The 15625-nt window shown below is 41.3% G+C and carries 8 protein-coding genes; 3 read left to right on the top strand and 5 right to left on the bottom strand.

Features of this window, described 5'->3' with window-relative positions; translation table 11 throughout:
* Positions 1-142: 142 nt before the first annotated feature.
* The 5 genes from ald to H8796_RS22470 all read right to left on the bottom strand — a co-directional run bounded on the left by ald (position 143) and on the right by H8796_RS22470 (position 9843).
* Positions 143-1249 carry an alanine dehydrogenase gene (gene ald, locus H8796_RS22490; protein ID WP_117934001.1) on the bottom strand — a complete coding sequence of 369 codons (1107 nt, stop codon included), beginning with the start codon at positions 1247-1249 and terminating at the stop codon, positions 143-145.
* Positions 1250-1378: 129 nt separating this feature from the next.
* Positions 1379-2062, bottom strand: coding sequence for a WG repeat-containing protein (locus tag H8796_RS22485; protein ID WP_117933999.1), 684 nt, complete (start codon positions 2060-2062; stop codon positions 1379-1381).
* 438 nt (positions 2063-2500) lie between these two features.
* On the bottom strand, positions 2501-3844 hold the full coding sequence (locus tag H8796_RS22480; RefSeq protein ID WP_117933997.1) for a RagB/SusD family nutrient uptake outer membrane protein: 1344 nt from the start codon (positions 3842-3844) through the stop codon (positions 2501-2503).
* 18 nt (positions 3845-3862) lie between these two features.
* On the bottom strand, positions 3863-7177 hold the full coding sequence (locus tag H8796_RS22475; RefSeq protein WP_117933995.1) for a SusC/RagA family TonB-linked outer membrane protein: 3315 nt from the start codon (positions 7175-7177) through the stop codon (positions 3863-3865).
* Between the two features lie 32 nt (positions 7178-7209).
* Positions 7210-9843 (bottom strand): zinc-dependent metalloprotease, encoded by a 2634-nt coding sequence (locus H8796_RS22470; RefSeq protein ID WP_117933994.1) that lies wholly within the window; start codon positions 9841-9843, stop codon positions 7210-7212.
* A 198-nt stretch (positions 9844-10041) separates the two neighbouring features.
* On the opposite strand from H8796_RS22470, the gene H8796_RS22465 reads away from it, so the two are divergent.
* The 3 genes from H8796_RS22465 (at position 10042) to H8796_RS22455 (ending at position 15267) form a co-directional block, all read left to right on the top strand.
* The gene (locus H8796_RS22465; protein ID WP_117934149.1) at positions 10042-11694 is read left to right on the top strand and encodes a M23 family metallopeptidase; all 1653 of its coding nucleotides are present in this window, start codon (positions 10042-10044) and stop codon (positions 11692-11694) included.
* 25 nt (positions 11695-11719) lie between these two features.
* Positions 11720-13357 carry a C69 family dipeptidase gene (locus H8796_RS22460; protein ID WP_117934147.1) on the top strand — a complete coding sequence of 546 codons (1638 nt, stop codon included), beginning with the start codon at positions 11720-11722 and terminating at the stop codon, positions 13355-13357.
* A 164-nt stretch (positions 13358-13521) separates the two neighbouring features.
* Positions 13522-15267: a phospho-sugar mutase gene (locus H8796_RS22455; RefSeq protein ID WP_117933992.1), complete on the top strand. Its 1746-nt coding sequence runs from the start codon at positions 13522-13524 to the stop codon at positions 15265-15267.
* The last annotated feature ends 358 nt before the right edge of the window (positions 15268-15625 follow it).

The raw sequence follows: 15625 nt of genomic DNA, 5'->3' as shown, positions 1-15625 counted from the left end.
GCTCACCACAGAGTAATACAAAGTCTTGTAGAATTTTTTTTAAAAGGTCATCAATCGATGGCGTAAGACATTGAGATGGTCTTATTTTGAAAAAGAAAAAACTCTGTAAGACTTTGTGTTACTGTATGGTGAAAATGCATAGTTATAGGCTGATAGGATCGTACTTTAAACCAAATACATCGGCTACGGCCTTATAAACGACTTTTCCTTCTACGATATTTAATCCGAGTGCTAATGCTGGATTCTCTTTGCAGGCTTTTTTCCATCCCTTATTTGCTAAAGCGATCACATAGGGGAGGGTAGCATTGGTCAGTGCAAGGGTGGAAGTGTAAGGTACAGCTCCCGGAATATTAGCTACTGCATAATGCACGATTCCATCTACAATATAGGTCGGTGCACTGTGAGTGGTCGGGTGAGAGGTCTCGAAGCATCCTCCCTGATCGATTGCTACATCTACTAATACTGTGCCGGGCTGCATCATTGAAAGCATCTCTTTGGTAATCAAATGTGGTGCTTTATCACCGGGAATCAGTACAGAGCCGACAACTAAATCAACATCCGGCAATTCTTTCCTGATTCTTAGTTCGGATGCGTACAATGTCTTTACATTCTTCGGCAGTGTCTCGCTCAAATAGCGCAGACGTGCCAGATTTATATCTGTAATAGTGACATCTGCCCCCATTCCAGCAGCCATTTGTGCGGCATTGCTACCTACAACTCCACCTCCTAAAATTAATACTTTAGCTGGTTTAACACCTGGTACACCTCCCAAAAGGATACCTTTTCCGCCTTGCGGTTTTTCCAGAAAACGGGCGCCTTGCTGGATAGACATACGTCCGGCAACTTCACTCATAGGAATTAATAAAGGTAATGAGTGGTCTGCTTCTTCTACAGTTTCATAAGCCAGGCATATTGATTTGTTGGAGAGCATGGCGAGGGTTAACTCCCGGTCGGAAGCAAAATGGAAATAAGTGAATAGTAACTGTCCTTTTCTGATTAAGTTATATTCGGTGACTATCGGTTCTTTCACCTTTACAATCATCTCGGCAGTGGCGTAAATGTCTTCTATTGTTGGCAGGATATGTGCGCCGACAGCTTGATATGCTTCATCCGGAAAACCGCTATTTATTCCCGCTGTATGTTGGATAAATACCCGATGCCCTTGTTTTACCACTTCGGCCACTCCTGAAGGTGTCATGCCTACACGGTTCTCATTGTTTTTGATTTCCTTTGGTACTCCGATAATCATAATGTTACGTATTAAAGATTTAACATGTTCGAATGTACAAAAAATCCCCTTACGTTGTTATTCGTAAGGGGATGTTTTAGAACAGAATGCCTCGCGTGTTGAGATGAATAAATGCGTAGAGTGGTTGTTTTATAGACATTCACTGCCCTGCTTGTTGATTTTCATGCTTTTTCCATAGAGACCCACTCGAGCTATGTTGTTATAAAAGGGTTCTGCAATATCGTACTTAAAAGGAAGTACTTCTTGGTTGTCTTTGTTTATATACCCCCACTTGGACGACTGACTTTCAATACAGACAGCAGCCAATCCTTCAGAGAAAGAGCATCCATTATCATATTCCAGGGGAATGACAACTTCTCCTTTCTTGTTAATGAATCCTATCTTGTTGTGTAGCGAGACGAGAGCTAATCCTTCCGCGAATTGTTCTATTTGACTGTAAGTCGGTGGAAGAATGTAGTTTCCTTGTCTGTCAATCAGTCCCCATAATCCATCGTGGCATACACGTGCGCATTCTTGCTCAAACGAGTGAGCGGCTGCGTACTTAAACGGAATCTGTACCTGTCCGGTATGGTCGATGAATCCGTATTGGGAATTGAGTATTACCATTCCTAATCCTTCTTTAAAAGAGAAAGCCCGTTCATACATTAGAGGGATGACAACGTCATATCCTTTATTGATGTATCCCCATTGGATTTTTCCTTTAACCGGAGCCAATCCTTCAGAGAAACGGCCAATTGCCGAAAAGCGCTTTTTCTTATTAGCTACCCCATAAGCTAAAAAAGAAGCAAAGAACTTTGTAATAGTGTTGCTCATTTTTCTTGATTGTTTGTGCGGTAAGCGTCCGGATACCATATATATACAAGAGAAGCGTGGACGTCGTTAGTTCATTCTATTCAAGGCTCTGGTAAGCCCAACAGTGAATGAACAACAGAGTCCACGCCCTTGCATATAACAAAGACGTGAACGCTTAGTTGTCATTACCCCACTGTTGATGAATTTACCAGATTCTGAATAGGGATAATATTCTAAACGCTTCTACGTTATTAATCGTAATAAGTCGCTACAAAGATACGGATTTCTTGTTAAAGAACAATATTTTGAGGGATAAAGATTTTGCGATGGTCAATATCTGTAAGAGGAGGATGTGGAGATGGTAAATGAGATATTTTGAAATAAAAAACTCCTTTTGCATTCTCATTTGCAAAAGGAGTTTGATATTATTTTGTGTAAGACTTGAATATTTTTAAGAATTTACTTCATTAAATTGGGATTGGCATTAGTAGCGCTTAATGGAATGCGTAATGTGTAGCGAGCATCATCTTGCTCTAAAACGATAGTTTGTCCACTGTTCAATACTTTTTCGATTCTTGGTCGGGTAGTGCGACGTAAGTCGAACCAGCGATGACCTTCAAATGCTAGTTCGCGAGCACGTTCATTTAAGATTTCAGTGATTAAATCGTTTTGACTCATATTATCTATTTGGTCTTTTTTCTGTATATATCCTGCTGGGGTATATCTCTTTTCCATTAGTTGTAATAAGCGGCTACGCGCTTCAGGTAATTTGTTTAGATGGGCAGCAGCCTCAGCTGCATTCAGGTAGAGTTCACTAGTACGGAAACTGCATTTGTATTCACTGGTTCCATTGGTTTTTGTAATGGGGTAATTTCCGTCACTGTTTGCGGTAGCAAAATAGTGGGCTGGACGGAGATCATCATTTGGAGTGAACATCTGTACAAATGCTGGTGTAGCTAAAGATGCTCTCAATCTAGTTGTAATGTATGCATTTTCGTAGGCGTTAATGGATTCTACAGACTTGTATTGATTGGGGAGAAGGAAGTCTGGGGTATTATAGTCTTCTAATGTTGATTGTTGTGCTAATACACGTTCTGCGTTATCATATGCTGCCTGCCATTCACCCATATAGAGACGTGTGCGTGATTCGAATGCATCTACTGCAATAGTTGTGAAACGGTAATTATAGCCAGTTTCCCATTCCTTTTGGTTCATGAGTTTACGCGCATTTTCAATGTCTGAAAGGATAGACGTGTAGATTTCCCCTACTGTATTGCGTGTTGGGAGCTCTTCCAAATCAAGTGTCAGTTTTAATGGTATAGCCTTCGTATCTAGGGCTCCATTTTTAGTATACGGCTGTCCATAAAGATTAACTAGGATGAAGTGCATATAGCCTCTCATAAAATAAGCTTCTCCTACTAGTTGGTTGATATCTTCCTGACTGCCTTCACTGATTTCATCTTTCTTATCTATTATAGCATTAGCATAATAAATATTTTCGTAATAAGCGCTCCAGGCAAATTCGACACTGGAGGGATTGTCAGCAACCCACTTTTCAATATCGCCATAGTCACTCTGATCCTGATTATCATTTCTGATGGTAATATCTCCTGTGCGCATATCACAAAGACTTCCGTCTGCTGATGTTTGGGCATAAGCGGTAGTTATAAGAGCTCTGTATTCTTCCAGAGTATTGGGAATCACCTTTCCTGTAGGTTGTATATCTAGAAAATTGCTGCATGAGGTCATTAGTAGCCCTCCTGTGAGCATGAAAACAATATATATATATTTAATCTTGTTCATATTCGCTATTCTTCTAATTTAAAAGTTAAGACTGAGGTTGAATGTTATTGATTTGGCTACTGGTGTGGAATAGAGATTTCCCATTGATTCCGGATCCATGTAGTTTTTGTAGCTGGAGCCGAATACAAATAAGTTACGTCCCTCTACTGCAACAGTCGCTCCGTTAATGCTAAATTTGCGTAACCATTCCTGTGGCACTGTGTATGCCAGACGTAGGTTTTGGAGCCGCACATAGCTAAGTCGTTTCACCCACAAATCGAGATTTTTGTAAAGCGCAACTTCATTTCCGAAAAGATAATAGTCTGCGGGATAATTATTTCGGTTGAGAAGGGCTGGAAGCTTTCCGTTATGATTATTTTCGGTCCATCGGTTAAGGATATCACGGTTTGTATTATGTCCCGGATCGAAGTCTACAATGTCGTATGACGGATTAGTACGGATATGGGCTCCCAAGTTATAAGCAAAGTTGAGGTTTAACTCCCAGTTGCGGTAGGTTAAGGTATTGATAAAACCTCCAGTAAAAGGAGCATCGCTCGTACCGGCATATTCATATAGATCTCTGGCGAACTCGGGATCTGTATTGTAAGAATAGAAACCATATCCGGTATCGTCATACATATCAAAGAGTTCTTCAACAGTAACAGCTTTGTCACTTCCTTTCGGATAGATACGTATACGTCCAGTTTCGGGATCCACATCACTTCTGATGGCAAAGATAGAACCCACCGGATTTCCTTCAAGTCCAGGTGTTTTGCTTGTTGAAGCTGTTCGGTCTTTCAATACTTTATTATAGTTATAGGCAAAGTTGAATGTAGTGTACCAAGAAAAATTTTGGGTAGTAATATTGCGTGTTTGCAGGTTTACTTCCAATCCTTTGTTTTCCATACTTGCCCAGTTAATAGTCATGCTACTGAATCCATTTTCTAGAGGCAAGTTTTTAATGCCGATAAGATCTGTTCCTTTTCGGTAATAGTAGTCCACACTAAGGTTGATGGCAGATTTAAATATAGAAAAATCGATGCCGATATTGTATGAAGCTGTTTTTTCCCACCGTAACTTGTCATTAGGAGCACTGGAAATGATAATATTGCTTTCTGAATTGCCAGGCAGTACTTCTATGTTTTTGTAGTCACCAACGAGGAATGGAGAGGTGTTCTTATCAATGTTACCTTGCAAGCCATAGGATAATCGTAAAGCCAGATTATCCATCCAACCTTTTGTGGCGGACTTCAAGAAAGGTTCATTGGAGAGGCGCCACAATCCGCTGACGGAGTAAATAGGCAAAAAACGATATTTCTTATCTACGCCAAAAAGATCTGAGCCGTCCATACGAATGCTTGCTCCTAGCGTATAGCGATTCATAAGGGTATAAGAGCCGTTGGCATAAAATGAAGCGAAAGCATTTTCAATGTAACTTTCTGAATGTAATGGGAAGTTTTTTACATCTTCATCATTTCTGAAATAGATAGGCTTTGTTGTAAGCGTTTTGGGGTCGTATCCGTATGCATTAGAGGCTAGTGATTCATACCAGTTCTTACGTATTTCTGAACCAGCCATCACTTGTACTTCATGAATTTCCCCAAAAGATTGATTCCATTCTCCTTGAACTTTCCAGGTGATTTGTGAAGTTGTAGAGTTGTTTATTTTATGTATGCCTCCTTCCGGGAGAATATTTCCAGTATCTGTGATATCTCGTAAGTAACGCATAGAGAACGTTTGGTCGCCAATGTATTGTTCCTGATCTGCTTGTTCCCATTGCAAGCCTACTTGAGACGTCAGTTTCCAGTGGTCATTAAAGCGTAAATCAGCGTTAAAAATAGCATTGATTGCTGTTGTCAGCGTTTCTTTATTTGTATTGTTACGTTCCTCAAAGATATTGAATCCTTGTTTAAGGTTAGGTGTGTTACTGGTTGATATATCATAGTCGTATGTGTAGTTTCCTTCTGCATCGTATGGTTCCATGTATGGGTTGGCTGTACGTGCGTAGTAAATAGGGTTAGCGTAACCTTTTTTGTCAGTTACGAAATTGCTGTTCTTCCGTCGGTTGGCAAAAAGTGAAATACCAAGTTTTAACATACGGTTTGCTTGATATGATGTTTTACTTGTCAGGTTAAAACGGCTCATGCTTACACCGGGCACGTTACCATCTTCTTTTGAATAGCCAAGTGAGTTATAGTATGTTACTTTTTCACCTCCTCCCGAAATGCTGAAATTGTATTCTTGGGTGAAGGCATCTCTAAATAAAATATCATTCCAATCAGTGTTGATCGTTTTCAATCTGTTAATAGCATTCTGAGCTTCAATGGTCAAACCATCCCAACCTTTTTCCTGATAAGTGTCTAGTAAATCGTATTGTTTTAGGATAGACGCTACGCCTCCTTTTTGATAGAAAGCAGGGATACCGAATAATGCATCGCCAGGTTCTTTCATTAACTCTAATTCAAGATTTACTTTTTCCTGTGAGTTGAGTAGGTTTAATCGTGAAGTATCCAGATTGGGAGTGTAAGTTAATCGTGTGTTGAAATTGATGACAGGTTTTCCTGTTCTTCCCCGTTTAGTAGTTACTACGATGACTCCGTTTGCTGCACGTGCACCATATATGGCAGTAGCGGCAGCGTCTTTTAGAATCGTGATACTTTCAATATCGTTTGGGCTTATACCGGCAATAGATGATTGCTTGATGTCAACAATGTTATTGGCTTCGTCACCCAGATCAGGAATATCAGTCCCTTCCAAAGGTATTCCATCCAATACCCATAGCGGGTCTTGTGTTCCATTCAAAGAAGCTGTACCACGGATACGAATACGTGCAGGAGCTCCTGGTGCACCGGAAGTTGTCGTTACAGCCACACCGGCGATTTGTCCGGCTAATGCTTGGTCGATACTTTTTGCTGCGCCTACCATTCCGTCTGTAACGTCTACTTTAGCAATAGCAGCAGTCAGTTTACGACGTTCCAGTTCTTGATAACCAGTTACTACTACGTCTCCTAATGTGTGTGATGAAGCTTGAAGGACAATACGATAAGTATCTTTTCCAGCTTGCAACACGATATTTTGTTCTTCAAAACCTATATAACTACAATGTAGTCTGGTCACCTTTTCCGGAATGGAAATGGAGAATTTGCCATCCATATCAGTGATAGTACCTAGAGAAGTCTGTGATACTCCAGCTTTTTTCAAATCGTCTGCATTAACATATACAGAAGCACCGATTAGAGGTTCATTGTCTTCACCGGATATAACGACTCCGGTGATTGTGCGATTTGCAGCGTTGGCTGTAGCCAGCGTGCTAACAAGAAAACATATAAGAACGTATAAGTATTTTTTTCTCATCAATATAGATTGTTAAAGTGATTGATTTTGTTTTATTTGATTCCCAAAGCTGTATTGATACGTAGAATCATGTCTTCATAATGATAGCGTGCAGCAGTATCAGAAGTGCCGAGGCGGTTCTGCAACAATTTCTTGATACGTAATAGCTCTCCACGTTTCACCGAGATAGCATCAGAAATACGGTTGAGCTGACTGCCGTAGAAGTTGAGCACACGTGGAGCACCCATTCGGTCTTCCTGGCGAAGTGCCCGTTGTTCAGCTGCATAACAACTACAGAAAGGAGTAGCATGGTCAAGCAGAAAATGCTCGTTTGCAATCTTCTTGTTGATTTTTACAGCTTCGGGTTCTGCGGCTGCTGTAAGTAATGCATCGAGGAAGTTTTTCTGCAAAGAACGTTCCATAACATTGGGGATGCCACCACGTTCGGTAATACCGAAAATGTTTTTATGAAGTCCGTCCATAAGCTCCACTACTGTAAAGGCTTTCTTTCCGTTGACAGATTCATTCTCTATCATACGCATCAAACGAGTGTTGCCTAGTAAATCCCAAAGGATATAGGCTTGGGCGTTCTTTAAAATTTGCGTAGGAGCATTCTCCTGTTTTCCGATTGGAGTGTTGCGGAGCAGATAGGTATATTGTCCTACTTCCGTGTCAAACAGCCATTTAGGATATGTCAATACTTCATCCATCAAGAATTTTAATGAAGCTTCTTGTTTCTCTTTCTCAACGAATGTATAAGTCTTGACACCGTCTCCTACAATTGTATTTTCAATATAGATACCACCGATGTTGGCAAGTACATGATATAAGTAGTTGTTCCACTGGTTGATAACTGCGTAGTAGAGACGCGACGCTTCTTCGTAAGTTTGTCCCTTTTCTCCGGTAGTAGTCCATTGAAGAATTTGTGGAACGATACGTTTCAGGTTTTCGATACCATATAAAGAAGAACGAACCGGATCATCACCCAGATCTTCGTTCTGTGCGCGTGGATCTACCGCGTCACGTACGTCCTGCGCTTCACTATACTTATAAAGACGATCGGTATGCTTACTCAAGAAATCGAATAAAATATCTTTTTCTTCTTCCGGAGTATTCTTTCCGTACCAACGATAGCCATATTCGATAGCAAACATATCATAAGGACCGATGTGCGGAGAAAGAACTTTTACGCCATCTCCAGGCTGTGCAATATAATTGAATCGTGCATAATCCATGATAGATGAAGCGGTAGAATTCATTCTGGAAGTGAATGCTTCGGAACGTAATGAATCCGTCGGGAAAGCCCATGATCCCATCATATTGTGACGGAGTCCCAATGAGTGGCCTACCTCATGGCAAGCAACGAACCGGATGGCATCTCCCATTAAAGCATCGGGTAATTGCACATTGCGTGCTTCCGGACACACAGTTCCAGTTTGCACAGTGATCCATTCGCGTACCATAGAAAGCACATTGTGCCACCACATAATATCAGCTTCCAGAATTTCTCCGGAACGTGGATCTAACAGGGAAGGTCCCATTGCATTTTTCTTTTCTGAAGCAGCGTAAGTCAGTACCGAGTAATTGACATCGTCCATGTCTACATGCATACTGTCTGTGATTTCCTTGGCGATAATCGCGTTCTTGAAACCAGCTTTTTCGAAAGCAATCTGCCAGTCCTCGATACCTTTTTTAATGTACGTACGCCATTGGTAAGGTGTTGAATTATCAATGTAGAATACGATTGGCTTGGCAGGTTCCACAAGCTGACCTTTCAGATAAGCCTCCCGGTCTTCCGGTTTGGGCTCCATACGCCAGCGAGTGATATACTGTGTTTTATCCGTACCCTGTTGTGCATCACTAAAACTCAATAACGGATTAGTGAAATAACCGACTTTCTGATTGTCGAATCGTCCCATCATCGGTTTTTCGGGCAACAAGAGAATAGAAGAACTAACTTCCACCGTCACATAAACAGTGGTAGTTCCTTCTGTAACTCTGGTGGTCAACTCGGAAGTTGCCACGACATTGTTTGAAAAGGATTTGATGGATAAAATACGTGATAAGTTCTTGATAGCCGAAGTACCCAGATTGATATTAGTAAATACATTATTAATACTGGTTTCAGTACCGTCATAAATATCATTCACCTTGATTACTAATGCAGTAGAATCTGCGTTAATCGCTTCGATTTTGAATGCGGCAATCAACGGAGAGATAAAATTATCCTTTACCGAACGGAAGATAGCATCCGTTTGGGGGGCCAGAGGTAATGGGCGTTGTTGTCGTAGCATTAGTTTGCCCGTAGCTTTATCCCATTCCATGCAAACCATCTGATTCTCGTAGTTTACTCCACGGTTTACACCTGCATCATTAAGTTCGGCAGGAACTCGCTGCAGTTTGTTGACAACTAATAAATCACGTCCCAAAAGTGAGGTCGGAATTTCAAAATAATAGTCATTCTTCTTTTGGTGTACAGCAAACATTCCTTTCGTTGTTTTACTGTCTTCCACTAATTTTTCGTAGTCGCTTTTACTCTTCTCTTCTTTCTCTTCTGGTTTCTTCTTTTTCTTTTTAAACCAACTCAGATTTTCTGTAGCGGGGGTAGTTGCAAATGCCGAGAGCGCTTCTCCACTCAGCAATATACATGCAATGACCGCTGCCATTACTTTTACATACATTCTCATTGAGTCACTAACTTTTAATTATAATTAAAAAACGGCTACAAAAGTACTAATATTAATAACATAATGACTACTGATTTGCAATGAATATAACATTAAAAAGAAATATTAACTAGAATCAAAGTTCATCATTCTTCCCGGATATTTCATAGTTTAGTGGGAATAGTGTACATTTGCGGGAGTAAAAAAGTGAATGGAATGATGAGACGATATATCACAGCTTTGATGCTGGCTTGCTGCATCGGAGGGTATGGACAAGAGAAAAAGCAAGCTACCTTTGTGCCTCCTTTTGACTTTCCTCTTACATTGAGTGGAAACTTTGGCGAAATCCGCTCCAATCACTTCCATGGCGGGCTGGATTTTAAAACAGGCGGAGTGATCGGTAAACCCGTCCGTGCTCTTGCTGATGGCTATATTTCACGTATTCGTGTCACGAATGGATCGGGATATGTACTTGATGTCTGCTACCATAATGGTTATTCAACTATCAACCGTCACTTGAGCGGTTTTGTTTCTCCCATTGCCGAAAGGGTGGAGAAACTTCAATATGAAGAAGAGAACTGGGAAGTGGAGATTGTTCCCGAACCGGGAGAATATCCGGTAAAAGGAGGTCAGCAGATTGCATGGAGCGGCAATACCGGATATTCGTTCGGCCCACATCTTCATCTGGATGTGTTTGAAACGGAATCGGGAGATTATATTGACCCTATGCCTTTTTTCCAGTCGAAAATAAAAGATACGCGTGCTCCGAAAGCTGACGGCATCCTATTTTTTCCGCAACCGGGCAAAGGAGTGGTGGATGGAAAGCAGGAGAATAAAACGATTCTTCCCAATAGCGAACGTCCTGTGGAAGCATGGGGAGTGATAGGACTGGGCATCAAGGCATACGATTACATGGATGGCGTAAGTAACCATTACGGAGTCTATTCTGTGGTGCTCACGGTAGATGGGAATGAAATATTTCGCAGCACCGTAGATCGTTTCTCGCAGGAAGAAAACCGGATGATTAACTCTTGGACGTATGGACAATATATGAAATCTTTTATTGATCCGGGGAATACGTTGCGTCTGCTGAAAGCGTCGAATGATAATCGTGGTCTGGTGACGATTGACGAGGAACGGGATTATCAGTTCTTATATACATTGAAAGATGCTTTCGGAAACACTTCCAACTATCGTTTTACCGTACGGGGCCGGAAGCAGCCGGTTGAACCATTGAATCATCGGGAGAAATATTATTTCACCTGGAATAAGACTAATTATTTGCAAGAACCGGGATTGAGCCTGGTTATTCCGAAAGGAATGTTGTATGACGATGTCCCCCTCAATTATCAGATGAAGGCGGATAGTGGTGCCGTTGCTTTTACTTATCAACTGAATGATAAGACGGTTCCATTGCATGCAGCTTGTGAACTTTGTATCGGGTTGCGTAGAAAGCCGGTTGCCGATACGACCAAATATTATGTAGCCCGTATCACTCCGAAGGGAGGAAAATACAGCATAGGCGGAAAATATGAAGACGGATACATGAAGGCGGCTATCAGGGAGCTGGGAACTTATACTGTTGCTATCGACACCATTCCGCCGGAGATTATTCCTGTCAATAAGAACCAGTGGGGAAGAAACGGAAAGATTGTCTATCGGTTGAAAGATCAGGGGGCGGGAATTGCTTCCTATCGTGGAACGATTGATGGTAAGTATGCACTTTTCGGACGCCCTAATATTGTGAAATCGTACTGGGAATGCGTACTTGATCCGAAACACGTGAAGAAGGGCGGAAAGCATACTGTCGAGTTCACAGTGACCGATGGATGTGGAAATGAAACGGTGGCTCGTGAAAGTTTTGTTTGGTAAATTATTAAAAGTGAATCATATATTTATGAAAAGAAGAATTATTCTTTGTGCTGCCGTATTTATGGCGGCTGTGGCGAACACTTTCGCCTGCACTAACCTGATTGTCGGAAAGAATGCGTCTGCCGATGGTTCGACAATCGTTTCCTATTCTGCCGACTCGTATGGCCTGTTCGGAGAACTTTATCATTATCCGGCTGCTACCTACCCGAAGGGAACGATGTTGAAAGTGTATGAATGGGATACCGGCAAGTATCTGGGAGAAATAGAGCAGGCACGTCAGACTTACAATGTAGTCGGTAATATGAATGAATATCAGGTTACGATTGGTGAGACTACTTTCGGCGGACGTCCGGAACTGGCGGATTCTACAGGGATTATTGATTACGGAAGTCTGATTTATATTGGTTTGCAACGTTCGCGCACTGCCCGTGAAGCAATTAAAATCATGACCGATTTAGTGCAGCAATACGGTTATTATAGCGAAGGAGAGTCTTTTACTATTGCCGATCCGAACGAAATATGGATCATGGAAATGATTGGTAAAGGTCCCGGAATTCGTGGAGCTGTTTGGGTAGCTGTACGTGTACCCGATGATTGTATCTCGGCTCATGCCAATCAGTCACGTATCCACCAGTTTGATATGAATGACAAGGAGAACTGTATGTACTCTCCGGATGTCGTTTCTTTTGCCCGCGAGAAGGGATATTTTAATGGGGTAAACAAAGATTTTAGCTTTTCGCTGGCCTATGCACCTCTTGATTTTGGTGCCCGCCGTTTCTGTGAGGCACGTGTGTGGAGCTATTTTAATAAGTTCACGGATCATGGAAAAGATTATCTTCCTTATATTGAGGGAAAGACCGATACTCCGATGCCTCTTTTTGTGAAACCGAAACATAAACTGTCTGTACAGGATGTGAAAGATATGATGCGCGACCACTATGAAGGTACGCCTCTTGATATTTCCAATGATTTCGGAGCAGGTCCTTATAAGACGCCATATCGCCTTTCTCCTCTGAACTTCAAGGTAGACGACAAGGAATATTTCAACGAACGTCCCATTTCCACTCAACAAAGCGGATTTGTATTTGTTGCACAGATGCGTGCTCATAAGCCGGACCCGATAGGTGGTGTACTTTGGTTTGGTGTGGATGATGCCAACATGACGGTATTTACTCCGGTCTATTGCTGCGCAACGAAAGTTCCGGTATGCTATACCCGTGTAGATGGAGCCGATTATATAACATTCTCCTGGAATTCAGCTTTCTGGATTTTCAACTGGGTATCTAATATGGTCTATCCGCGTTATGATTTGATGATCGGTGATGTACGGGAAGCGCAGAAAGAAATGGAGACGACTTTCAACAATGCACAGGAAGGCATTGAAGAGATGGCTGCCAAACTGTTGGCTAAAGATAAGAACGCAGCAGTTGATTTTCTGACAAATTATACAAATATGACTGCACAGAGCACTTTCGATACTTGGAAACAATTAGGTACATTCTTGATTGTGAAGTATAATGATGGAGTAGTGAAGCGTGTTAAAGATGGTAAGTTTGAGCGTAATTCTATCGGACAACCAGCCGGTGTGATCCGTCCCGGATATCCGAAAGAATTCTTGCAAGAATATGTCAAACAGACCGGTGATAGATATTTGGTAAAATAAGAATTGAGAATTGAAAATTGAGAAATAACAGTAATCAATCATTTTTTGATTTTCAATTCTCAATTTTCAATTGAATAACTAGGATTTATAAACTTATTATTTTACATTTGTGTGCTCAAGAAATTGATAATAAATAATTCATTAACCAATAAATAACAATCGAAATGGAAAATCAGGAACTTATTAAACAGGTCACTGAAAAAGCCGAAAAATGGCTAACCCCGGCTTATGATGCTGAAACCCAGGCTGAAGTGAAACGCATGTTGGAAAACGATGATAAAACCGAACTTATTGAAGCTTTCTACAAAGACCTTGAATTTGGTACTGGTGGTCTGCGTGGTATCATGGGAGTAGGTAGTAATCGTATGAATATCTATACGGTAGGTGCTGCTACTCAAGGACTTTCCAATTATCTGAAGAAGAACTTCAAAGATCTGCCGCAGATTTCTGTAGTAGTAGGTCACGACTGCCGTAACAACAGCCGTTTGTTTGCAGAGACTTCTGCTAATATTTTCTCTGCCAATGGCATTAAAGTGTATCTGTTTGACGATATGCGTCCGACTCCGGAAATGTCTTTTGCTATCCGTCACCTCGGTTGCCAGAGCGGTATCATTCTGACTGCTTCTCACAATCCGAAAGAATACAACGGTTACAAGGCATATTGGGATGATGGTGCACAAGTGTTGGCTCCGCATGATAAGGGTATCATTGATGAAGTGAATGCCATTGCCTCTGCTGCTGACATTAAATTCCAGGGAAATCCTGATTTGATTCAGATTATCGGTGAAGACATTGATAAGATTTATCTGGACATGGTGAAAACCGTTTCTATTGATCCGGCAGCTATTGCCCGTCACAAAGATATGAAGATTGTCTATACTCCGATTCACGGTACAGGTATGATGTTGATTCCGCGTGCATTGAAGATGTGGGGATTCGAAAACGTATTCACTGTTCCCGAACAAATGGTTAAGGACGGTAACTTCCCGACTGTTGTATCTCCGAATCCTGAAAATGCAGAAGCTCTTTCTATGGCTGTAAACCTTGCCAAAGAAATTGATGCTGACCTCGTAATGGCTTCCGATCCGGATGCTGACCGTGTGGGTATCGCTTGTAAGGATGACAAGGGCGAATGGGTACTGATTAACGGTAACCAGACTTGTATGATGTACCTTTATTATATTCTGACTCAATACAAACAACTGGGTAAGATTAAAGGTAATGAGTTCTGTGTAAAGACAATCGTTACTACCGAACTTATCAAGAAAATCGCTGATAAGAATAACATCGAAATGCTTGACTGCTATACCGGATTTAAGTGGATTGCCCGTGAAATCCGTCTGCGTGAAGGTAAAAAGAAATATATCGGTGGTGGTGAAGAAAGCTACGGATTCCTTGCTGAAGATTTTGTTCGTGATAAAGATGCTGTATCTGCTTGCTGTCTGATTGCTGAAGTTGCTGCATGGGCAAAAGATAATGGCAAATCTTTGTATCAGTTGTTGCTCGATATCTACGTAGAATATGGATTCTCTAAAGAGTTTACTGTAAACGTAGTGAAACCGGGTAAGAGCGGTGCTGAAGAAATCAAAGCGATGATGGAAAACTTCCGCGCTAATCCTCCGAAAGAATTGGGTGGCTCAAAAGTGATCTTGAGCAAAGATTATAAGACTCTGAAACAGACAGACGATAAAGGTAACGTAACTGTAATTGATATGCCGGAACCATCTAACGTTCTTCAATATTTCACAGAAGACGGTAGCAAAGTTTCTGTTCGTCCTTCAGGTACAGAACCGAAGATTAAGTTCTATATGGAAGTTCAGGGTGAAATGGGATGCCGCAACTGTTATGCTTCTGCCGAATCTGCCGCCATGGAAAAGATTGAAGCAGTGAAAAAATCATTGGGTATCTGATTTTGTCTCTTCTGAAATTTCAGATATAGATCATAAAAAGATAAATAATAAAATAGCGCCTCTATAATCTTTTGAAGATTGTGGAGGCGCTTCTTTTTTCTCTGTACATGGCCCTGATTCTGCCTATTTTCGGGTATTTTTCCTCACTTGGTACAGTTCTTTCATTTCCTTTGCATTCTTTAAGTCCACTTGCAAATCCTTCTTGCGAGAATCTTGTTGTATTGGCATCATCTCAATTTCAACAGGCAGGCTGCGGATATACACATGTGTTGTTGATGCTTTAGAGTGATACGTTCAGTTTCATATTCGTAAGTTGTTCGTTTGTAGTTGTGCATATTTCGTAGCCTGCTTTTCTTCC

It is taken from the genome of Bacteroides sp. M10 (genome assembly GCF_014334015.1).
Taxonomy (GTDB): Bacteria; Bacteroidota; Bacteroidia; order Bacteroidales; family Bacteroidaceae; genus Bacteroides; species Bacteroides intestinigallinarum.
This window is presented reverse-complemented; position numbering and strand designations above follow the sequence as displayed.